Below are 20701 nucleotides of genomic sequence, written 5' to 3'. Positions count from 1 at the left end.
AATGTCAAAAGCGTTTTCTATTGATTGCAGTACATGGTCTTATGATGAAATTATGATGTTTTGCGGTACGCATGATAAAAATCTTGATTTGCTGCGTTCAGCCTTTGATGCTGAATTGATTTTTAATAATGGACAGCTTGATGTGCAGTGTGATAACCGGGAAGTGCTTGATTGCATTGAAAAGATTGTCAGGGCTGCCTATACGCTGATTCATGAGCAGAAGCATCTGAATGCGTCGGATTTGAATTATTTAATTCGGCTTGTGAAAGCATCGCCGTCGATTAATCTTGAACGGTTAAACAGTGAGCCGATTGCCAAGACGGTCAGCGGCAAGCTGATTTATCCAAAGACGATTGGTCAGCGGATTCTAATCGATGCGTTAACGCATGATGATATCATCTTCGCGACTGGCGTGGCCGGTACCGGTAAGACCTACCTGGCTGTTGTCTATGCGGTTGCTCAGTTAAAAAAGGGTAATTTTTCACGGATTGTATTAACCCGTCCCGCGGTGGAGGCAGGTGAAAACCTCGGCTTTCTGCCTGGTGATCTGAAGGAAAAGGTTGATCCTTATCTGCGGCCGCTTTACGACGCGCTGTATGATATGCTCGGTGTGGAAACCGTAGAGAAGCTGTTGGAAAAGGAAGTCATCGAAATTGCACCCTTGGCATATATGCGCGGCCGTACTTTAGACAATGCATTTATCATCCTTGATGAAGCACAGAATACGACTAAAAATCAAATGAAAATGTTTCTTACCCGCATGGGCTTTAATTCTAAGGTCGTGATTACCGGTGACGGTACGCAGATCGATTTAGTGAAAAAGCAGGACAGCGGCTTGCTGCATGCCCGTAAAATCTTACAAGGGGTTGATAAGATTGGCTTTGTTGAACTGAGCGGTCTTGATGTCGTGCGTAATCCATTGGTTCAGAAGATTATCGAATGTTATGAGAGGGCAGAGGGAAATGAATAAAATATTAATCATTGAGGATGAAGATAATATCCGTAAGATCATTGCCTATGATTTAAAGCGCGATTATGAGCTGAGTGAAGCTGCCGACGGTGAAACCGCCTTGAATATGGCGCTGAATGAACATTTTGATGTCTTGATCATTGATTGGATGATTCCGCGACTTTCCGGCCTTGAACTGGTCAGCCGCCTGCGTAAGAAGAATATTGACAGCATCATGATCATGCTGACTGCTAAAGATGATGAGGCCGATATCCTGCAGGCCTTTGAAGAGGGCGTCGACGATTACATAACCAAACCTTTTTCACCGCGTGAATTAGTTGCCCGTGTGAATGCTCATATTAAAAGACTGCCGAAGGCAGATCATGAGAAGCTGACTTTCGGCAATGTCAGTATCCATTTAAAAAAACGTGAAGTGCTGATCGGCAATGAGGCTGTGGGCTGCACAAAGAAGGAATTTGATTTGCTTGTTTATCTGATGATGAATCATGAAATCGTGCTGTCCAGAGACCAGATCTGCAGTGAAATCTGGGGTTTTGAATATGACGGTGATACCCGCATCGTCGATGTGCATATCTTTAAGTTAAGGAGTAAATTAGCAAAAAGCAATGTGACCATCCAATCCAACCGCGGTGTCGGCTATTGTATGGAGCTGAAAGATGGACAGGCATAAACTGAGTGCGCTGTTTGCCCTGCTTATTGTTTCGATGGCTTTGGAATCATTATTTAATCTGCCTGTTTATCTGGTAATTCTGCTGCTGATCATTGCCTTTGGCTTTATTTGGTACAGCAGTGAAATCAGGCTGGCGGCGGATGTGCGTAAAAATAATGAGAATCTGCTGCATGAATTAAAAACCAGCAGCTCGGATTCACATTTAAAAACCAAACAGCTGCTGACGATCGTATCATCGATTCCTTTTCCCTTATTGCTGCTTGATGAAATGGGGAAGATTGTAATCTATAATACACAGGCTTTGGCTTTTCGTCATTCTGACGCTAAAATTGAACTGGATTATCTGCGTAATGATTTTGATCCGGCCATTCAAGAGGTTATAAAGGATGCCTTTATTCTTGAAAAAGAACAGGAAGAACGCATCCGTATCGATGATGTAGATTATCAGGCGTATATGGTGCCGGTGACCAGCCATGGCAGATTCAGCGGCTGTTTGATTCTGCTTCAGGATATGACCAAGGCATTGAGCGGTGAGAAAATGCAGAAAAGGTTTATTGCTGATGCGTCCCATGAATTAAAAACTCCTATTTCAGTGATCAAGGGCATGAGCGAGATATTGATTCGGGATGATTTTAATGATCCTGAAGCACAGAAGGATTTTCTGAATCAAATCAACAGTGAGGTGCAGCGCTTAGAGAGTATTGTCAAGGATCTGCTGGAATTAAGTAAATTGTCTGTGGAACAGCCGATTCTGCACCGCACACGCATTGATTTTCATGAACTGGCACAGAATGTATGCAAACCGCTGATGCCGTTGATCAATGAGAAAGGCCTTAAGCTTAATCTGGATTTAAAAGGAGAAGCACGGCTTTTCTGTGATGCCCAAAAGATGTCTCAGGTATTGAATAATTTATTAGTCAATGCGGTGAAGTACAGTGACAGCGGCACGATTACGCTGTGTACTTTCACAACGGATGATGATTATTATATCCAAGTCCAAGATGAGGGCTGCGGCTTTAATGTCAATGAACAGAGCCGGATTTTTGAGCGCTTTTATAGAGTCAATCAGTCAAGGGCAAGGGCTGAGGGCGGCAGCGGTTTAGGCTTAGCGATTGTTAAATCGGTGATTGATGCTCACGGCGGTGTGATTGAGGTACGATCAGAATTAAATGTAGGTACAGTGTTTACGATCAAACTGAATAAACTTTAGGTTTCGCTTGACTTTGATCTGAATAGCGCTTATACTTAAATAGTAATACGAAGCAATAACTATAATTCACATTTAAGGAATTGTATTTATGTCTCAAGGTACAAGGAATTAATGTGATTTTTTTATACCTAATGACTTCAGCTTGTTTACAGACAAAATGGAGGTACTAACAATGAGTACAGGAACAGTTAAATTTTTTAATGCAGAAAAAGGTTACGGATTTATTAAAGCAGAAGATGGCAAAGAAATCTTTATCCATTATTCAGCTATCCAGTCTGATGGATATAAGACTTTAGAAGAAGGCCAAAAGGTTCAATTCGAAATCGTTGAAGGCAACCGCGGTCCTCAAGCTGCTAACGTTAGCTTAATCTAGTTTCTGAAAACACCCACTGGGTGTTTTTTTCTTGCAGGTGCTAGGCATCTGCTTTTTTTTATGCAAATTTTGCTTTTTTAACAGAGAATTAACAAAATCTTTCTATTTCTTTAACAATCACTCTTTATACTGGCAATGTAATAAAACAAGGAGGATTTCTGATATGAAGAAAATCACTGCATTGCTGATAGCATGCTTATTATTAGGAGGATGTACATCAACACCGGCTGCGGATCAAAATAACGGGAATACGGATAATCCGGTAAATACTGGCGTAACAGGACAAATCAATGTCTATACCCGTGATTCATCAAGCGGTACGCGGGAAGCTTATGAAAAGGCATCTGATTTTGTTGATCAATTGCTGGATACAGCTATTGAAGTTTCAAGCAACGGCGATATGGCAGCTAAAGTTGGTGCGGACAAGAATGGAATCGGCTATGTTTCACTAACTACTGACTTTGCGGCAAATGGTGTAACACCAACTCAATTTGAAGGTGTAACACCAAGTGAAGCGGCAGCTTTAGACGGTACTTATAAGTTACAAAGACCTTTTGATTTCGTAACCCGTGCCGCCGGCGATTTTGGCGATGAGGCAAAAGAACAATTAGTCGCAGCCTTTTTAGATTATATGCAAAATTCTGAAGAAGGTATGTTAGTCGTTGAAAAGGCAGGCGGTGTCGTAGATAAATCTAAAGCAAAGCCATGGGCTGAATTAGCTGCAAATCATCCAATCGTGGAACAGGATAATTCCTCAATCACAATTACCACTGCAGGTTCTACTTCGGTTGAAAAGACATTGAAGGCAGCGCTGGAGAGCTTTGTCCCAATGGCTGGCAACTTCCAATTCACAATGAATCAGACAGGTTCAGGCGATGGCTGGAAACGTGTTCTAGGCGGTGAAAAAGACGGCGCTAATAAAGCGGATATCGGTTTTGCTTCACGTGCATTCAATAATGATGAAGATACATCATCAGCCATGATGAGCGGCACTTATTGCTTGGATGCGGTGGTTACGATTGTAAATGCTGAAAATACAGCGGTTACTGATTTGAGCGCGGCACAGATTAAAGCTATTTTCACTGGTGAAACAACAAAGTGGGAAGATATTCAATAAGCTGAAGGTACTTAAAGATGCTAAGCGGTGGCAAGGCATCTTTCTTAATGATAGGATGTGAACAGAATTATGGATAAATTTGTCAGAAAACAAATCAGCACGGAAAAAAATGAACGGAAATTAAGGAATGACAGGATTTCAAAACGATGCTTTATGGCGGCAGCCTTTCTGTCCGCTTCGGCAATCATCGTCATTCTGCTGTTTGTCGGAATTAAAGGAATTGCGCCTTTTCTGCCGGGATACGCGAACGGTCAGGTAAATGCTGTTGATTTCCTGCTAGGTACAACGTGGCGGCAGGATCAGGGAATCTATGGCGTGGGCTATATCATTATCAATACTTTGATTTCATCTTTTGGCGCATTGCTGCTGGCATTTCCAATTTCAGTGCTGACCGCTTTGTTTATTGCCAAGATTGCGCCTAAGTCTATTTCGCAGATCATGAGTACGGTTGTTGAATTGCTCGCGTCAATTCCATCAGTTGTCTATGGAGTATTTGCGGCAGGATCAATTACCGCGTTAGTAAAAATGCTGGCATCGCAATTGGGTATTGTTACAGCCGGCGGCAGCTCGCTGCTGGCAGTGATTCTGCTTTTGGCAATCATGATTTTTCCGACTATCACATCCATGGCAGTCACAGCCATTCGCTCGGTAGACAAAGAGATGGAATTGGGTTCTTTAGCTTTGGGAGCAACCCAGACACAAACCAATTTTAAGGTCATTTTAACCAGTGCCAAATCAGGTATCTTCGCTGGTGCCATTCTTGGTATCGGCAGAGCCTTCGGCGAGGCAACAGCGGTTGCGATGGTAGCTGGTAATAAGCTGATGGGGCCAACCTTTGACCTTTTCGATATTACCCGCACCTTAACCTCAACAATGCTGGCAGGCTTAAAAGAAACGACTGGACTCGATTATGATATTCGTTTCTCAGTAGGTATTGTGCTGATGGCAGTGATTTTAGTTTCTAATTTTGTTTTAAATCAAATGAAGAAAAAGGTAGGGAATCAATCATGATCAGGGAAAACCGACGTTCCAGTAAAGTCAGTGATGGTCTGCTGAATGGCATCACATATCTGTCTTCACTGATCAGTGTGACAGTATTAATCAGCATTTTTATCTTCATCTTTTCAAAAGGCTTTTCATTAATCAGCTTTGATTTATTGAAAAATGATTATTGGTCAAAAAATTACTTGGTGGAAGTAAAAACAGAGGTAAATCATTCAGGAAGCTTTACGGCTCCTGATGACTTAACCCCACAGGCCAGCTTTTCTGAAAAATGGGGAATCGCATTTGTTGATGCGCTGTCCAATGACAAGCATGAGCTTGTGCTAGTCGAATATATTGATCCGCTTTCACCTTTTGCGCATACGATCGATAAGAGTGCGGGGGCAAATAAAGGATTAGATCTAACGCTGGAAGTAGGCGTACAGATTGAAAAAATAGATTTTAAAAGGCTTGATGGCAGCGCTGATTTCGCTGGTAATCTGGCCAGTCAGAACGCGGCTGAAATCGCGGCGGCTTTAGATCAGGACGCGGCATCAATCACCTCAGCCTATGTAAAAACACCGGGCGGCGGTATCCGCGGCAGTTTGCTGACTACCGGTTATTTGATTGTGGTATCCTTGCTGATTGCTTTGCCGATTGGTATCGCGGCGGCAATCTATCTGAATGAATATGCCAATAAATCAAGACTCAACCGAATGATCCGTTCCGGTATTGAAACGCTGACCGGCGTTCCTAGTATTGTCTATGGTTTGATGGGTGTATCGGTACTGTTTCCTATTACGAGAGCCTTTGGGGCGACGACAACTAATATTTTATTAGGTTCATTAACCATGGCAATTATCTTATTGCCGACCATCATTCGTTCTACCGAGGAAGCTTTGCTTGTTGTGCCTAACAGCCTGCGTGATGCGAGCCTGTCGCTAGGTGCCAATCAGTCACAGACGATCTTCAAGGTCGTGCTGCCTTGTGCGGTGCCGGGTATTCTGACCGGCGTACTGCTGAGTATCGGCAGGGTCATCGGTGAGTCAGCAGCACTGATTTATACAATGGGTACGTTTATCAACGATTCACCAACCCTGCTGTCGCAGGGAACTTCCCTGGCCGTTCATATCTGGTCAGTGATGAGCGGTGAACAGCCTAATTTTGAGCTGGCATCCGCTATTTCAATTATTATATTGATTTTTGTTCTTTGTTTAAATATTATCGTCAAGCTGCTGAGCAAGCGGCTGAATAAAGCGTGGTATTAGGAGGTACTTATGGAAGAAACGATTTTTAAGATCAAGGATCTTGATCTGTACTATGGTGAGAAACAGGCTTTGAAAAAAGTAACGATGGATATTAATAAAAATCGAGTAACTGCTTTTATCGGCCCTTCCGGATGTGGTAAGTCTACTTTTCTGCGCTGCTTAAACAGAATGAATGATTTAATTGAAGGCTGCCGGATTGAGGGCAGTATCACGATTAATGATACAGATATTAATTCGGGCAAGATGAATGTGGTGGATCTGCGTACCCGGGTAGGTATGGTTTTCCAAAAACCAAACCCATTTCCTATGAGTATCTTTGACAATGTAGCCTATGGCCCGCGCTGTCAGGGAATCAAGGACAAGCATCTGCTTACGCAAATCGTTGAGACATCATTAAAGCAGGCAGCCCTATGGGATGAAGTGAGTGATCGGCTTAATGATTCAGCGATGGGGTTGTCCGGCGGTCAGCAGCAGCGTTTATGCATTGCCAGAGCGATTGCGATGGAGCCGGAGGTTATCTTAATGGATGAGCCGACCAGTGCCCTTGATCCAATAGCCACCGCTAAGATTGAAGATCTTATTGAAGAGCTTAAGCATGACTATACAATCATCATTGTCACTCACAGCATGCTGCAGGCGGCAAGAGTCAGTGATTATACAGCTTTCTTCTTATTGGGAGAAGTTATTGAATTTCAGGAAACATCAAAATTATTTAAACAGCCATTAGATAAGCGAACGGAAGATTATATTACAGGCCGTTTCGGATAGGAGAGGGTTATGGTTAAAATTGATAAAGAAGTTGAAGTGTTAGAATATTCGGTTGTGAAGATGGGCAGCCGTGTTATTTCCATGCATGAAACGCTGCAGCGGCTTTATGTGTCAAAGGACCGCGCGCAGGCCCTGGAACTGATTAAGGCAGACAGCTTCATCAATAACATGGAAGAGGAAATTAATGATATCGCTATTTCGGTATTTGCGCTGCTGTCACCGGTAGCCAGTGATCTTCGGCGGGTTATATCCGCTATTAAAATTGCCTCAGAACTTGAACGAATCGGTGACTATGCGAAAAATATCGCTTCCTATATTATCAGAAATGATTCAATTAATCCTACAGTTGAGGCATATATTATTCAAATGGAAGAAAAGATGGTTGAGATGCTGAAGGCAGCAATGCTTTGCTATGAGGAAAAGGATGTAGATATGGCCTTTGATATTCCTGAAAGAGATAAAGAAATTGATCTGTTAATTGAGGAATGCTATCAGACATTAGAGGAAAACGCGGATCAGCAGTCACTGCGGATCATGCTGAGAGGCTCGCAGATTTTAAGAAGCATTGAACGTGCCGGTGACCATACGATTAATATCTGTGAGCATGTAATTTATTGTGTGAAGGGTCAGCACTATGATTTTGGATAAGCCATGCAAATGGCTTTTTTTCTTGCTTGAAACCAGGGAGTGAGCTATAATGGTTAAAATTAAAGGAGTGAAGATTATGCATCATAAAGGAACCGCCTTGCTGACAACCAAACGTTTGGTTTTGAGAAAATTTAAGATTGAGGATGCTGAAAATATGTATCATAACTGGGCCAGTGATCCCGAGGTTACCCGTTATCTGACTTGGCCGGCACATTCATCGGTTGAGGTGACTAAAATGATTTTGAATGAATGGATCATTCAGGATCATGATCAGCAGTATATGTGGGCTATTGCTTTAAAGGATAATGATGAGGTAATCGGCAATATTTCAGTGGTTAAAATTGAGGAAGACATCAAGTGTGTGCATATCGGTTATTGCCTGTCAAGAAAGTGGTGGCATCAGGGAATTACCACGGAAGCTTTTGCGGCAGTGATTCAGTTCTTGTTTGAAGAAGTGCAGGTAAACCGCATTGAGGCTCATCATGATGTATTAAATCCTAATTCTGGAAAGGTAATGGCAAAGTGCGGCCTGCAGTATGAAGGAACGTTGAGGCAGACCGGCATTAATCAAGCGGGATTAGCCGATATGGCGGTCTATGCGCTGCTTGCTCAGGATTATCCAAAAGCTGTTTAATGGCTGCGTCAATGGATAAGGAATATGTGCTGATTACCGGTGCGACAAGCGGCATCGGTTATGCGCTGGCGGAGGTATTCGCAAGCCATGGCTATGGTTTAATCTTGGTTTCATCGGTTATGAGCCATCTGCTTGCAGCGCAGTGTAAATTAAAGGCAGAGTATGCGGTTCCAATATTGATTTATGAACAGGATCTGGCAGTCAATGACGCGGCATTTAAGCTTTATGCGTCACTTAAGGCAGATGATGTGCGATTTAATATTTTGATAAATAATGCCGGCTTAGGTTTAATCGGGAAAAGTGAGACACTGGATGCTGACAGGGAGCTGCAGATGCTGACGCTGAATATAATTTCATTAACGATGCTTTGCAAGCTGTTTATCGCTGAGCATCAGCAAAGCGGCGGCCGCATTTTAAATGTGGCATCGATCGGCGCCTTTCAGCCAGGACCTTATACAGCCTCCTATTATGCCAGCAAGGCCTATGTTTTAAGCTATACTCAAGCTATCCGCTATGAAGCTAAAAACAGCGGGATCCATATCTCTGTACTCTGTCCTGGTTCAACCCATACAGCTTTCTTCACGAAAGCAGGAAAACCAACGCCCAAATTTGCTGGATCTCCAGAAAGGGCCGCCAAGGCCGCCTATCATGGATTGATGAAAGATCAGGAAATCATTATTCCTGGCACGATGAATCAGCTGATACGCTGGCTGCCAAAGCGATTGAAAATGGCAGCTGTCGCAAAAATGAAAATATAAAAAAAAGAAAGCTTTTTGGCTTTCTTTTATAAACTGTTATGTAATGGCAATTCGATATTACAGTTGCGTACGATGTTGCAGGCATGATCGCCGACACGTTCAAGATTGGATAGAATATCAATATAAACACTGCCGGTAATCGCTCTTGCACATTCTGATTGGGCCATACGTTTAAAGTGACGCTGACGGGCTTTTTCTTCAATCAGATCAAGATAGTTTTCTTTATCCTGAATCATGTCGATCAGCTTTTCATCACGGGTATTAAAATAATCAATGGCCAGCTTTGTCATCTCAAGGATAATATCATACATTTCATTGACATCTGCAATCGCGCCTTCAGAGAATTTACCTTTTTCCTCAAAAGCCATAGAATAAAATTCTCTTAGATTCATTGCTAAATCGCCCATACGTTCAATATCTTTTAACGATTTAAGATTGGCGATCAATTCATCTGTATCGTTCGTGCCAAGATTGTGATGGGCAATTTCCATCAGATAATCGGTAATCTTACTGTCCAGTGAATTAATTGCTTCCTCACATTGATGCGTAGATTCTGAATAACGTTTTTGTTTTGTATTAAAATAATCCTTTGTGTTTTTCAGGGAATCATAGGCAAGCATTCCCATTTTAATCGTAGCCTGCTTAGATACGCCCAAGGCACCGGCCGGTAAGGTCGCGGCAATCTTAGGATCAAGATTTTCCATGTTGACTTCAATGCGCTGATTCTCATCACCGGGAATCAGTGTTTTAACCGCTTTGACCATTAGATTAATAAATGGATAGGCGAGAATCGTCGTAGATAAGTTAAAGACGATATGCGCAAAGGCAATCTGCATCATGCTGTTAATGGCAAAATGCGTGGAGACAGTGCTGATAAAACCGGTAAAAGGTTTCAGAATCAGCATGAAGAGCAGGGTACCGAATACGTTAAACATTACGTGAATGCCAGCTGCCCGTTTACTGGAAATGGAACCTCCGATAGCCGCAAAGATCGCGGTGATAGTAGTACCGATGTTGCTGCCGAAGACAAAGGGCAGGGCAACAGCAATAGTAATCGCGCCTGAGCTGTACAGCTTTTGAATAATACCGATGACAGCACTTGATGACTGTACAAGACCGGTCATCAGGGTACCGCCCAAAAGCGCCAGAATCGGATTCTGCGCCATAGCGGTTACTACCGCTTCAAACTGCGGATATTCACCGATCATCGATAATTCATCACCCATCAGCTTTAGTCCGAAAAACAGGATACCAAAGCCGAGAATGATTTCTCCCATGTAGGTTGTTTTGCGCCGTTTTGAGAAAACAATAAACAAAACACCGATAAATACAAAATATAATGAAAACTGTTCGACATTCAGACCAATCAGGAAGGCGGTTACGGTCGTACCGATGTTAGCTCCCATAATAACCCCGATGGCCTGATCGAGCCGCATGATTCCAGCACGCACAAATCCGATGGCAATGGCTGTGGTTGCTGAGCTTGACTGAATTACTACGGTAACCAAGGCACCGATAATAATTCCCATCCATGGTTTTGATGTGTATTTGTCAATAAAGTAACGCAGCTTATCACCGGCAATGCTCTTTAATCCGTCACCCATATACTGGATGCCAAATAAAAAGAAGGCAAAACCACCAATGATCAGGTCCCATTGGACGGCAGCTTCTGGCATGAGTTCAGTAGGCATAGTTTATCCTCCATATATAGACACTCTTATTTTAACATTAAATTAACAAAATTATAAATATTTTTTTACATTTGATTAAGAATTTTTATAAAATAGGCTAAGAATAGGATAAAAACAAATTTTTACTTATATATAAAGGGGTGATTCTATGGAAAAACAAGATTGCGCAGTCAAAATCTTATATGCACTGCAAGAAAAAATGGCGATTGACCTAAGTGCGGCCATTAATTATTGTGATTCGTTAATCGATGAACACGGCTTGAGTATCTATGATTTATGTGCCGGTTTGGCTTTGAGTCATGTCGATGCGCGGGCTTATCATACTTGGCGGATTCCAGATACTTATTTCATCGCCTTTGTCGGTTCACGCTGGCTGGGGCATTTTATGCTTGCAAAGCGGCAGGGAAGAAAAATCTGGGTTTATGATCCTTTAAAGGGTGAAGCGCTGCTGTCATTGTTTCATTTCTTTATGATTTGGCATAAAACGCTGATCCTTCTCTATGTTAATTGAAAATAATTATGGTATACTTATTAGGAATAACAAGCTTATAAAGGAGATTCTATGGAAATTAATATGATCAATCAAACAGAAGAAAGTGAATGGGAAAGTTACGCTGAAGATTTTCAAAAGATCAGTGGAAAAACAAGTAAGGTGCTGCGGACGGCTTATGAGTCCAGCTGCTCTGTTGTTTTTGTGACGCCAGATGCCATTCAGGAAATAAATCGGGATTATCGCTCCATCGACAAGCCTACCGATGTGATCTCTTTTGCCCTGAAAGACAGTGAAGAAGATTATATGATCAGTGAAGAAATTGATGAGGAACTGGGTGATATCTTTATCAATGTAGAGGCAGTAAGAAATCAGGCACAGGAATACGGGCATTCTATCCGCCGTGAGGTATGTTTTCTGTTTACCCATGGTCTGCTTCATCTTCTCGGCTATGATCACATGCAGAGCGAGGATGAAAAAATTATGTTTGCCTTACAGGATGTGATCCTTAATGATCTCGTACCTAAGACGGCTGATTAATAAGTTTGCCAATGCTTTCAGCGGCATTGCTTATGGTCTCAAGCATGACCGCAGCATCGGCTTTCAGTGTCTGATTGGGGCAGCGGTGCTGCTCTTTGGCGGGCTGTATGGCTTTACCTTAAGTGAGTGGCTGTTTATCCTGCTGCTGATCTGTTTAGTGATCGCTGCTGAGTTTTTTAATTCAGCGATTGAAAAATGTGTGGATCTGATTTCTCCCCAGTACAATGAACTGGCTAAAATTATTAAGGATTATGGTGCGGCAGCGGTGCTTGTCGTATCACTGGCCGCCTTGCTGGCAGGCCTGTTAATTTTGAAAGGAGCTTTACGATGAATAAAAATGAATTAGTTAATCTGGCATTTAAGGCGATGGAGAATGCGTATGTGCCTTATTCCCATTACCGTGTGGGAGCCTGTGTATTATGCAAGGATGGCCGTACTTTCTATGGCGCGAATATTGAAAATGCGTCTTATGGACTGGCTAACTGTGCAGAGCGCAGCGCGATTTTCTCGGCTTATTCCAACGGGGTAAGAAAGGAAGATATTGAGGCGCTGGCCATTGTCAGTGAAGGCAAAACGATTGCGGCGCCATGCGGGGCATGCCGTCAGGTATTGTGTGAACTGATTGGCTTTGATACACCGATCTATCTGGCAAACCGTGAGGCAGAGACGACGACTTCAATCAGAGAATTGCTGCCGATGGCGTTTACTAACGAGGATCTCTAGGATGAAATCTGGATTTATTGCGATTGTGGGCCGGCCCAATGCCGGTAAATCAACCCTGCTGAATGCGATTATGAATCAAAAACTGGCCATTATATCGCCGAAGCCGCAGACGACCCGCAACAATATTCAGGGGATTTTAACTACTGAAGACGCGCAGATGGTATTTATTGATACACCGGGGATTCATAAGCCGCATCATGAATTGGGGCGGACTTTGAATAAAAGTGCGTTTTCATCGTTGGCGGGTGTGGATCTTGTTTATTATATGGTTGATGCATCGGTGCCCTTTGGCAGCGGTGAGGAATTTGTATTAAATAATTTGAAAGAAAAACAGCTGCCGATTTTTCTGATTCTGAATAAGGTGGACTTATTAAGCAAGGAAGCGCTGATGAAGCTGCTTATTGAGTGGCAGGAAAGACTGGACTGCAAGGAAATTTTTCCCGTTTCTGCTCTAAAGCATGACAATATACATGAGCTGCTTGAAGTCAGTAAAAACTATCTCAATGAAGGCCCTAAGTATTTCCCTGATGATATGATCTGTGATCATGATGAAGATTTTATGATTACCGAGCTGATTCGGGAAAAGGTGCTTTATAAGACGGAAGAAGAAATTCCGCATTCCGTGGCAGTAGTGCTGGAAAAGAAAGTAAATAAGAAAAGCTCGGTGGTGATCAATGCTTTAATCATCGTAGAGCGGCCTTCTCAAAAAGGTATTCTGATTGGTAAGCAGGGCAGTATGATTAAGGATATCGGTATTGATTCACGCCGTGATCTGGAGTTGATTTTAGGCAAGAAGGTTTATCTGGAACTTTATGTCCGCGTTGAGAAGGATTGGCGCAACCGTGCAAGCAAGCTTCAGCAATTCGGTATCCGTGAAATGGATGAGGATGATGAATAACAGCTTTGAAGGAATTGTACTAAAAAAAGTTGATTATCGTGATTATGATGCGATGCTGAGTGTGCTGACTGCTTCGGGAAAACGGAGTGTTCTGGCCCGCGGCATTAATAAAATCAGCAGTAAAAACGCTCATTGCTGTCAGCTGTTTACCTTAAGCCGCTTTAATTTGCTTGAGAAAGGCAGCACGCTGAAGAATGCGGAGTTAATAAAAAGCTATCGCGGTCTGCGCGAAGATCTTCTGAAACAGGGGATTGCGCAGCTGATGATGGAAGTGATGGACCGCTTGGAAGAAATGATGTTTGGCTATGAGGAGCTGCTTACTTGTTTGGATTTATTGGAAACCGCCAAGCAGCCTTATTGCATCCTGACGCTTTTTTTAGCCTTGATCGCCCATGAAATCGGCATTGAGCCTAATGTTGACAGCTGCTGCCGCTGCGGTTCAAAACAGCAGATTGCCGCTTTTTCTATCAATGACGGCGGCTTTGTCTGTCAGCGCTGTCAGCATAGCAGTGATCTGCGTTTAAATGTAGAACAGCTGAGGCTGCTTCGCTTGGCGTGTAAAGCCGAGCTGAAACACGCGCAGGTGCTGCTGACGGCCGGTGAGTGGACCTATCCAATTGTAGATGTATATCTTCAGCTGTTTCAGAATTACAGCGGTATAAATTTACAGAGCGCGGCATTTCTGCGAATTGTTGAGGGCTTGAATTAAGTTGACAATCGGGCTTGAAATGTGGTATAAAATACTATGGTTAATTGTAATATTAACGAGGATTAATTCTTAATAAACCATGCTTTGTCATGGTTAGTTTTTCTTGAAAGGGGAAAAAGCAGATGAATGATAAGAAGTTTGAAACGATCGTTTCCCATATGAAAAACAGCGGCTTTGTATTTCAGGGTTCTGAAATATACGGCGGCTTATCAAACACATGGGATTTTGGTCCTTTAGGCGTTGAATACAAGGACAATATCAAACGTGCCTGGTGGAAAAAATTTATCCAGGAGAGTCCTTACAATGTAGGTATCCAATCAGCGATTTTAATGAATCCGCAGGTATGGGTTGCCTCTGGTCATGTGGGCGGTTTTTCAGATCCATTGATGGACTGCCGCAACTGCAAGACAAGACATCGTGCCGACAAGCTGATTGAAGATGAATCAAAGGGAACTGTAAATCCAGGCGGCTGGAGCAATGAAGAAATGATGACTTACATCAAGGAACATAAGATTGCCTGTCCAAATTGCGGCAGCCATGATTTTACGGATATCCGTCAGTTTAACTTGATGTTTAAAACATTCCAGGGAGTTGTTGAAGACGCGAAGAACGCGATTTATCTGCGCCCGGAAACCGCTCAGGGAATGTTCGTCAATTTTAAAAATGTACAGCGCACAATGCGCAAAAAGCTGCCGTTTGGTATCGGTCAGATCGGTAAATCATTCCGTAATGAAATTACGCCGGGCAACTTTATTTTCCGTACCCGTGAATTTGAACAGATGGAGCTTGAATTCTTCTGTCAGCCGGGTACTGATTTGGAATGGTATGAATTTTATAAAAATGCCTGCATGAGTTTCTTGACAAATTTAGGCATTAAAGCTGAAAACCTGCGTTTCCGTGATCATGACGCGAAAGAACTGGCTTTCTATTCCAAAGGTACATGTGATATCGAATATAATTTTGGCTCACAGATTGGCTGGGGTGAAATCTGGGGTATTGCTGACCGTACGGATTATGACCTCCGTCAGCATCAAGAGACTAGTAAGAAGAGTCTTGAATATCTTGATCCAGCTACGAATGAAAAATATCTCGCATATTGTATCGAACCGTCAGTTGGCTGTGAACGCCTGATGCTTGCATTCCTTTGTGACGCATATGATGAAGAGGTGCTGAGTGAAAAGGATACGCGTATCGTTTTACGTCTGCATCCGGCATTAGCGCCGTTTAAGGCTTGTGTTATGCCGCTGTCAAAGCAGTTAAGCAAGGAAGCCGAGGCAGTGTTCGCACAGCTTGCTGGTGATTATAATTGCGAATATGATGAAGCCGGCAGCATCGGTAAACGGTATCGCCGTCAGGATGCAATTGGTACACCGTTCTGCATTACAGTTGACTTTGATACCAAGGATGACGGCTGTGTTACGATTCGTGAACGTGATACGATGGAACAGAGCCGGGTTGCTATCAGTGACTTAAATCGTTGGATCGCCGAGAAAATAAAGTTCTAATTGAGGTGATAAATTGGCCAGACTCAGTGAGGAAAAAATTAATGAAATTCGCTCACGCGCCGATATTGCCGATGTAATATCGCGTTATGTGCCATTGACAAGGAAAGCCCGCGGCTTTGTCTGCACTTGTCCTTTTCATGATGATCACAATCCGTCAATGTCTATTTCTACGGATAAGCAGATTTATAAATGCTTTGTCTGCAATGCCGGCGGCAATGTCTTTACTTTTGTTCAAAACTTTGAACACATCTCTTTTGTCGAAGCGGTGCTGAAGGTTGCTGATTATGCTGGTGTAGAAGTTGAAGAAGCTGATCGGATGCTGGTCAATGAAACACTCGATCCGAATATCGCGTCGATCCATAAGGTCTGCCGATCCGTGATCGAATATACAAATTATACCTTGGCAACGCCCCAGGCTGCTGAAGTGAAGGCTTATTTGCTTCAGCGCGGCATCAATGAAGAATGTATCCGAAAATTTGAAATTGGTTATAATCCTAAGGGAGATGCGCTTTACGCGTATATGAATGCCAAAAAATTTACGGATGCACAGCTTGTTGAAAGCAATGTGGTGCGGATAAGTCCAAGTGGAATGCATGATGTATTTGCCAATCGTATTTTAATTCCGATTCATGACCGTAATGGGAATCCGGTTGGGTTTACCGCCCGCCGCGTCGATGAAAATGATGAAGCAAAATATATCAATACATCAGAAACGCCGGCTTTTAAAAAGGGATCGCTCATCTTTAACTATCACCGTGCCAAGGTTGAGGCAAAGTCAACGGGCCGCATATTGATCGTTGAGGGGGCAATGGATGTTATCGCTTTTGAGAAAGTAGGTATTCATGATTGTGTCGCTACGCTGGGAACAGCCTGTACCCGCGAACAGCTGATGCTGCTTAAAAATCTGCATGCTAAGTGCGTGATCTGCTATGACGGTGATCGGGCCGGTATTAATGCCACTTATAAATTTGGCAAGCTGGCACGGGAAATCGGACTTCATTTTGAAGTTGTTGATAATCAGCTGGGTCTTGATCCGGATGAGATTATTGATGGATATGGCAGGGATGAGCTGATCCATATGGCAGAGAAAACGATATCGTGGATCGATTTTTTGTTCCGTTATCTGCAGCAAAAGTACAATCTTGAAAATTATTCGCAGCGAAAAGAGTTCGCGGTTGAATTAGGCCGTGAAATCAATGCCTGCACCGAGCGTTTTGAACGTAAGAATTATCTTGCGAAATTGTTTGAGCTTACCCAGTTTGATATGAGTGAAGCTGAGGTGAAGGAGAAAAAGAATGTTTTAGTTACTCCTTCTATTGGTTTGCGGCAGCCGAAGAATGGCAGTCTGCGGGCCGAGTATGAGATTCTCTCACAGATGCTGGTAAGTCTGCAGGCAAATAATGCATTCAAAGATAAGCTGGGATTTTTAATTGATGAAAATTGCAACAAGCTTGCAATCTATATTATTGATTACTATCGGACACATGATGAAATTGAAATCGCTGATTTTTATAACAGTATTAAAGAAGAGGCTGTCAAGTCTTTACTGATTGAATTGAGCGAATGGGAACTGGCTTTGCCGGATTATAATGAAGATGTATTCTTACACTCATGTTTAAAGATCCAGGCGGCATGCTTAGAAGATAAGATGAAAAAGCTGAGTGAACAGTCACTTAAAATCAGTGATCCGCTTGAAAAGGCTAAAATAGGTGATGAAATCATACAGTTAAAAAGACAGCGCAGTGAATTGCTTAAACAACGATAGTAAAACAGGAGGCGCAATACCATGGCTAAAAAACAAACTGCCGCAGAAGTTAAATCGCTTGAAGAATTAAAAACTTTAGATGATATTAAGCAGGAACTTCTGGAATCTTATAAAATAAATAAAATCCTGTATCAGAAAGATGTTGCGGATGCCATCGAGCATTTGGATCTGAGTGATCAGGACAGTGATGAATTATTTGACTGGTTTAATCAGAATAAAATCGTCATTACAGATGATGAGGATTTGAATATTACTGACGCTGACCTTGCATTAGATGATGACAGCATGGATTTTGATGCTGATGATGAAGTTGATGATTTTACTGATGAAGAAAATCTGGCAAGTGATATTGAGTCTCTGGAACAGTCTTTCGCTAACTCTTCACATACGAAGATTAATGATCCGGTTAAGATGTATTTAAAGGAAATCGGCCGTGTTGAACTGCTGAATCCTGAGGATGAGCCGGAGATTGCCCGCCGGATTCAAAATGGTGATGAGGAAGCAAAACGTATTTTGATTGCTGCCAATCTGCGCTTGGTCGTATCCATCGCAAAGAAATATGTTGGCCGCGGTATGCTTTTCTTGGATCTGATTCAGGAAGGCAACATGGGTCTTGTTAAGGCTGTCGAAAAGTTTGACTATACCAAGGGATTTAAGTTTTCTACATATGCAACTTGGTGGATTCGTCAGGCCATCACCCGTGCAATCGCTGATCAGGCCAGAACGATTCGTATTCCGGTTCATATGGTTGAAACGATCAATAAGCTGACCCGTATTCAGCGTCAATTGGTTCAGGATTTAGGGCGTGATCCTACGGCTGAAGAAATTGCTGAAAAGATGGAAGGTATTTCACCGGAAAAGGTTCGTGAGATTCAAAAAATCGCGCTTGAACCCGTTTCTCTTGAAACACCGATCGGTGAAGAAGATGATTCGCATCTGGGTGATTTCATCGAAGATAAAGAAGCGATGTCACCGGATGAATATGCAAACAATCAGCTGCTTAAGGATGAAATCAATATGGTTCTGCAGGGCCTGACGGAGCGTGAGGAAAAAGTGCTGCGTCTGCGCTTTGGATTATATGATGGCCGTACCCGTACGCTTGAAGAAGTGGGTAAGGAGTTTAATGTTACCCGTGAGCGTATCCGTCAGATTGAAGCGAAGGCTTTGCGTAAGCTGAAGCATCCGACCCGCAGCAAACGGCTGAAGGACTTTGTTGATAAGCCATAATGAAGTTAAGCAAACGTCTGGCTGCCATTAAGCAGTTTGTATTAAAAGACAGTATATTAGCCGATATTGGCTGTGATCATGCTTATCTGCCTTGTGCATGTGTGCTTGACGGCACATGTGTCAGGGCATATGCATGTGATATTAATGAAGGGCCGCTTCAGCGAGCCATGGCTACGATTAAAGAAACCGATACATTGGATCGGGTTTTTCCTTTGCTTTGTGCGGGCTTGAGTGATTGTCCTGAAGAAGTTGATTGTGTGATTATCTCCGGCATGGGCTATGAAACAATTAAAATGATTTTGGAGAATGATTTTGAGCGATTGCCGCAGTTTAAACGTTTGATTTTACAGTCTAACAGTGATGTAGACCTGCTGCGCCAATGGCTCAGTGATCATAGCTTTGCCATTGTTGATGAAGATTTGGTTCATGAAGGTCATTATTATCAGATCGTTGTCGCAGAACCATTTGGCGGCAGGAAACTGAGTGATGATGAGATTTTGTTCGGTCCTTTAATGCCGCAGAAGGAATTGTTTCAGGAATATTGGGAATACCGGCGGCATAAGCTTTCACTGATTCTTGATCAGCTGGCTGAGGATCATGATAAATATGCTGAATTAACCGAATTGTTTCAGCGCATCGATAAGCAATTAAAAACGAGTTCCTGATGAACCCGTTTTTGTTTTATAGCAGCCGTGTTAAGTCAAGCGGCTTCATTGGCTCTCCATTAAGCTTATCGATTACCTGAGCGGTAAGCTGAGAAGGGGTGGAAGCACCGCTGGTAACTGCCACAACGTCATCGTCATGAAAGGCTGTCAAGTCAAGCTGAGCAGCATCATCAATCAGTAAGACATGCGGAATGCCGTGATTGCGGCCGATTTCCGCAAGCCTTGTGGAATTGTTGCTTTGTTTATCGCCAACAACGATTAAGACATCTACATCCTGCAGCTCATGCACCGCCTGCTGGCGGATGCGGGTGGCATTACAGATTTCTTCACCGATCTCTGCCTGCGGATAAGCCTGCTTGATTTCTTGAAAAACAGCAAGTACGTCACTGGTACTCATCGTTGTCTGACAAGTGACAAAAAGCGGCGTTGCTAATGGCGGCAGGGGCTGATGCAGTTCAATCAGCTGAATGGTAGGGCTGATGCTTAATACCGCTTCTGCTTCTGGATGCCCTTTTTTGCCGATATATGCTACATGCTTGCCGTCAGCCAGCGCGTTTTTAATTATGGCCTGTGTTGAAAGCACATCCGGACAGCTGGCATCTACACAGATCAACCCTTTCGCAGCAGCTTTTTCTTTTACTTGCGAAGCAATGCCGTGAGCTGTAAAGAGGACAATGCCCTCGTCAATCTGATCCAGCAATTCAAGACGGCTTTTTGTTTTATCTTCGATTGTATCGATATTCAGGCATTTCAGCGCATCGACCACATATTGATTATGAACAAGCATGCCGAGTACGGTTATTTTTTTGTCAGGATGCTCAAGCCGGGTTTGTTTAGCAATTTGTATAGCCCGAACAACACCTTTGCAATAACCGCGCGGCTGTACTTTAATGATTTTCATGATTTCACCTCAGTACAATTCTACCATATTCTGTATCGGCCGTGAAATTATTTGAATTGATGTGGAGAAAAATTAAAAAATTGCCGATAAACAGCGGTTATGTTATAATTTTAAGGAAGTTTGGCAATTATTTTTGAATCAGCGGCAAGCTGTGATTCAGAAATGGTTATAATAAATAGAGAGGATGATT

23 protein-coding genes are annotated in these 20701 nt (G+C 42.8%); 21 read left to right on the top strand and 2 right to left on the bottom strand.

Features of this window, described 5'->3' with window-relative positions; translation table 11 throughout:
- The first annotated feature begins 1 nt into the window (after nucleotide 1).
- From DAHG_RS17610 to DAHG_RS17560, 11 genes are all read left to right on the top strand, one after another.
- Nucleotides 2-970, top strand: coding sequence for a PhoH family protein (locus DAHG_RS17610; RefSeq protein WP_022939671.1), 969 nt, complete (start codon nucleotides 2-4; stop codon nucleotides 968-970).
- Nucleotides 963-1640, top strand: a complete 678-nt coding sequence (locus DAHG_RS17605) for a response regulator transcription factor (RefSeq protein ID WP_022939670.1) — start codon at nucleotides 963-965, stop codon at nucleotides 1638-1640. Before DAHG_RS17610 ends, DAHG_RS17605 begins: the two co-directional genes overlap by 8 nt.
- A complete protein-coding gene (locus tag DAHG_RS17600) occupies nucleotides 1627-2850 on the top strand; it encodes a sensor histidine kinase (protein ID WP_022939669.1) in 1224 nt (407 codons plus the stop codon). Before DAHG_RS17605 ends, DAHG_RS17600 begins: the two co-directional genes overlap by 14 nt.
- Nucleotides 2851-3022: 172 nt before the next feature.
- A complete protein-coding gene (locus tag DAHG_RS17595) occupies nucleotides 3023-3223 on the top strand; it encodes a cold-shock protein (protein ID WP_022939668.1) in 201 nt (66 codons plus the stop codon).
- A gap of 163 nt (nucleotides 3224-3386) precedes the next feature.
- Nucleotides 3387-4340 (top strand): substrate-binding domain-containing protein, encoded by a 954-nt coding sequence (locus DAHG_RS17590; RefSeq protein ID WP_022939667.1) that lies wholly within the window; start codon nucleotides 3387-3389, stop codon nucleotides 4338-4340.
- Nucleotides 4341-4409: 69 nt separating this feature from the next.
- A complete protein-coding gene (gene pstC / locus DAHG_RS17585) occupies nucleotides 4410-5351 on the top strand; it encodes a phosphate ABC transporter permease subunit PstC (protein WP_022939666.1) in 942 nt (313 codons plus the stop codon).
- Nucleotides 5348-6589 carry a phosphate ABC transporter permease PstA gene (gene pstA / locus DAHG_RS17580; RefSeq protein ID WP_022939665.1) on the top strand — a complete coding sequence of 414 codons (1242 nt, stop codon included), beginning with the start codon at nucleotides 5348-5350 and terminating at the stop codon, nucleotides 6587-6589. Before pstC ends, pstA begins: the two co-directional genes overlap by 4 nt.
- Nucleotides 6590-6598: 9 nt before the next feature.
- A complete protein-coding gene (gene pstB, locus DAHG_RS17575; protein WP_022939664.1) occupies nucleotides 6599-7357 on the top strand; it encodes a phosphate ABC transporter ATP-binding protein PstB in 759 nt (252 codons plus the stop codon).
- Between the two features lie 9 nt (nucleotides 7358-7366).
- Complete coding sequence (gene phoU, locus DAHG_RS17570; protein WP_022939663.1) at nucleotides 7367-8005, top strand: phosphate signaling complex protein PhoU; 639 nt, start codon at nucleotides 7367-7369, stop codon at nucleotides 8003-8005.
- A 49-nt stretch (nucleotides 8006-8054) separates the two neighbouring features.
- The gene (locus DAHG_RS17565; protein WP_022939662.1) at nucleotides 8055-8639 is read left to right on the top strand and encodes a GNAT family N-acetyltransferase; all 585 of its coding nucleotides are present in this window, start codon (nucleotides 8055-8057) and stop codon (nucleotides 8637-8639) included.
- Nucleotides 8639-9397: an SDR family NAD(P)-dependent oxidoreductase gene (locus DAHG_RS17560; RefSeq protein WP_022939661.1), complete on the top strand. Its 759-nt coding sequence runs from the start codon at nucleotides 8639-8641 to the stop codon at nucleotides 9395-9397. Before DAHG_RS17565 ends, DAHG_RS17560 begins: the two co-directional genes overlap by 1 nt.
- Before the next feature lie 26 nt (nucleotides 9398-9423).
- Here the strand turns inward: DAHG_RS17560 and DAHG_RS17555 are convergent, their stop codons facing one another.
- Nucleotides 9424-11088 (bottom strand): Na/Pi cotransporter family protein, encoded by a 1665-nt coding sequence (locus DAHG_RS17555; RefSeq protein ID WP_022939660.1) that lies wholly within the window; start codon nucleotides 11086-11088, stop codon nucleotides 9424-9426.
- A gap of 148 nt (nucleotides 11089-11236) precedes the next feature.
- Between DAHG_RS17555 and DAHG_RS17550 the strand changes: the two genes are divergently transcribed.
- From DAHG_RS17550 to DAHG_RS17505, 10 genes are all read left to right on the top strand, one after another.
- Nucleotides 11237-11599, top strand: coding sequence for a cysteine peptidase family C39 domain-containing protein (locus DAHG_RS17550; RefSeq protein ID WP_022939659.1), 363 nt, complete (start codon nucleotides 11237-11239; stop codon nucleotides 11597-11599).
- Nucleotides 11600-11650: 51 nt separating this feature from the next.
- Nucleotides 11651-12118, top strand: coding sequence for an rRNA maturation RNase YbeY (ybeY, locus tag DAHG_RS17545; protein ID WP_022939658.1), 468 nt, complete (start codon nucleotides 11651-11653; stop codon nucleotides 12116-12118).
- Nucleotides 12090-12449, top strand: a complete 360-nt coding sequence (locus DAHG_RS17540; protein ID WP_022939657.1) for a diacylglycerol kinase family protein — start codon at nucleotides 12090-12092, stop codon at nucleotides 12447-12449. The genes ybeY and DAHG_RS17540 overlap by 29 nt, the downstream gene beginning before the upstream one ends.
- Nucleotides 12446-12841 carry a cytidine deaminase gene (locus tag DAHG_RS17535; RefSeq protein WP_022939656.1) on the top strand — a complete coding sequence of 132 codons (396 nt, stop codon included), beginning with the start codon at nucleotides 12446-12448 and terminating at the stop codon, nucleotides 12839-12841. Before DAHG_RS17540 ends, DAHG_RS17535 begins: the two co-directional genes overlap by 4 nt.
- A gap of 1 nt (nucleotide 12842) precedes the next feature.
- Nucleotides 12843-13739: a GTPase Era gene (gene era, locus DAHG_RS17530; protein WP_022939655.1), complete on the top strand. Its 897-nt coding sequence runs from the start codon at nucleotides 12843-12845 to the stop codon at nucleotides 13737-13739.
- Nucleotides 13729-14448, top strand: coding sequence for a DNA repair protein RecO (recO, locus tag DAHG_RS17525; RefSeq protein ID WP_161650572.1), 720 nt, complete (start codon nucleotides 13729-13731; stop codon nucleotides 14446-14448). The genes era and recO overlap by 11 nt, the downstream gene beginning before the upstream one ends.
- Nucleotides 14449-14570: 122 nt before the next feature.
- On the top strand, nucleotides 14571-15953 hold the full coding sequence (locus tag DAHG_RS17520) for a glycine--tRNA ligase (protein ID WP_022939653.1): 1383 nt from the start codon (nucleotides 14571-14573) through the stop codon (nucleotides 15951-15953).
- A 13-nt stretch (nucleotides 15954-15966) separates the two neighbouring features.
- A complete protein-coding gene (gene dnaG, locus DAHG_RS17515) occupies nucleotides 15967-17718 on the top strand; it encodes a DNA primase (protein ID WP_022939652.1) in 1752 nt (583 codons plus the stop codon).
- Nucleotides 17719-17739: 21 nt separating this feature from the next.
- Entirely contained in the window at nucleotides 17740-18945 is a 1206-nt protein-coding gene (gene rpoD, locus DAHG_RS17510) for an RNA polymerase sigma factor RpoD (protein ID WP_022939651.1), read from the top strand.
- Nucleotides 18945-19610, top strand: coding sequence for a tRNA (adenine(22)-N(1))-methyltransferase (locus tag DAHG_RS17505; protein WP_022939650.1), 666 nt, complete (start codon nucleotides 18945-18947; stop codon nucleotides 19608-19610). The genes rpoD and DAHG_RS17505 overlap by 1 nt, the downstream gene beginning before the upstream one ends.
- A 16-nt stretch (nucleotides 19611-19626) precedes the next feature.
- Here the strand turns inward: DAHG_RS17505 and ispH are convergent, their stop codons facing one another.
- Nucleotides 19627-20511, bottom strand: coding sequence for a 4-hydroxy-3-methylbut-2-enyl diphosphate reductase (ispH, locus tag DAHG_RS17500; protein WP_022939649.1), 885 nt, complete (start codon nucleotides 20509-20511; stop codon nucleotides 19627-19629).
- Nucleotides 20512-20701 lie beyond the last annotated feature (190 nt).

Source organism: Dielma fastidiosa, assembly GCF_000313565.1.
GTDB lineage: Bacteria > Bacillota_I > Bacilli_A > Erysipelotrichales > Erysipelotrichaceae > Dielma > Dielma fastidiosa.
This window is presented reverse-complemented; position numbering and strand designations above follow the sequence as displayed.

Bases quoted from the DNA above. Each gene is read 5' to 3' on its own strand.
- pstB (WP_022939664.1), top strand. From the start codon at position 6,599: ATGGAAGAAACGATTTTTAAGATCAAGGATCTTGATCTGTACTATGGT.
- DAHG_RS17520 (WP_022939653.1), top strand. From the start codon at position 14,571: ATGAATGATAAGAAGTTTGAAACGATCGTTTCCCATATGAAAAACAGC.
- DAHG_RS17535 (WP_022939656.1), top strand. From the start codon at position 12,446: ATGAATAAAAATGAATTAGTTAATCTGGCATTTAAGGCGATGGAGAAT.
- phoU (WP_022939663.1), top strand. From the start codon at position 7,367: ATGGTTAAAATTGATAAAGAAGTTGAAGTGTTAGAATATTCGGTTGTG.
- DAHG_RS17600 (WP_022939669.1), top strand. From the start codon at position 1,627: ATGGACAGGCATAAACTGAGTGCGCTGTTTGCCCTGCTTATTGTTTCG.
- era (WP_022939655.1), top strand. From the start codon at position 12,843: ATGAAATCTGGATTTATTGCGATTGTGGGCCGGCCCAATGCCGGTAAA.
- DAHG_RS17540 (WP_022939657.1), top strand. From the start codon at position 12,090: ATGATCTCGTACCTAAGACGGCTGATTAATAAGTTTGCCAATGCTTTC.
- DAHG_RS17590 (WP_022939667.1), top strand. From the start codon at position 3,387: ATGAAGAAAATCACTGCATTGCTGATAGCATGCTTATTATTAGGAGGA.
- DAHG_RS17560 (WP_022939661.1), top strand. From the start codon at position 8,639: ATGGCTGCGTCAATGGATAAGGAATATGTGCTGATTACCGGTGCGACA.
- ybeY (WP_022939658.1), top strand. From the start codon at position 11,651: ATGGAAATTAATATGATCAATCAAACAGAAGAAAGTGAATGGGAAAGT.
- pstA (WP_022939665.1), top strand. From the start codon at position 5,348: ATGATCAGGGAAAACCGACGTTCCAGTAAAGTCAGTGATGGTCTGCTG.
- DAHG_RS17555 (WP_022939660.1), bottom strand. From the start codon at position 11,088: ATGCCTACTGAACTCATGCCAGAAGCTGCCGTCCAATGGGACCTGATC.
- recO (WP_161650572.1), top strand. From the start codon at position 13,729: ATGATGAATAACAGCTTTGAAGGAATTGTACTAAAAAAAGTTGATTAT.
- DAHG_RS17550 (WP_022939659.1), top strand. From the start codon at position 11,237: ATGGAAAAACAAGATTGCGCAGTCAAAATCTTATATGCACTGCAAGAA.
- DAHG_RS17505 (WP_022939650.1), top strand. From the start codon at position 18,945: ATGAAGTTAAGCAAACGTCTGGCTGCCATTAAGCAGTTTGTATTAAAA.
- DAHG_RS17610 (WP_022939671.1), top strand. From the start codon at position 2: ATGTCAAAAGCGTTTTCTATTGATTGCAGTACATGGTCTTATGATGAA.
- DAHG_RS17565 (WP_022939662.1), top strand. From the start codon at position 8,055: ATGGTTAAAATTAAAGGAGTGAAGATTATGCATCATAAAGGAACCGCC.
- DAHG_RS17605 (WP_022939670.1), top strand. From the start codon at position 963: ATGAATAAAATATTAATCATTGAGGATGAAGATAATATCCGTAAGATC.
- pstC (WP_022939666.1), top strand. From the start codon at position 4,410: ATGGATAAATTTGTCAGAAAACAAATCAGCACGGAAAAAAATGAACGG.
- rpoD (WP_022939651.1), top strand. From the start codon at position 17,740: ATGGCTAAAAAACAAACTGCCGCAGAAGTTAAATCGCTTGAAGAATTA.
- ispH (WP_022939649.1), bottom strand. From the start codon at position 20,511: ATGAAAATCATTAAAGTACAGCCGCGCGGTTATTGCAAAGGTGTTGTT.
- DAHG_RS17595 (WP_022939668.1), top strand. From the start codon at position 3,023: ATGAGTACAGGAACAGTTAAATTTTTTAATGCAGAAAAAGGTTACGGA.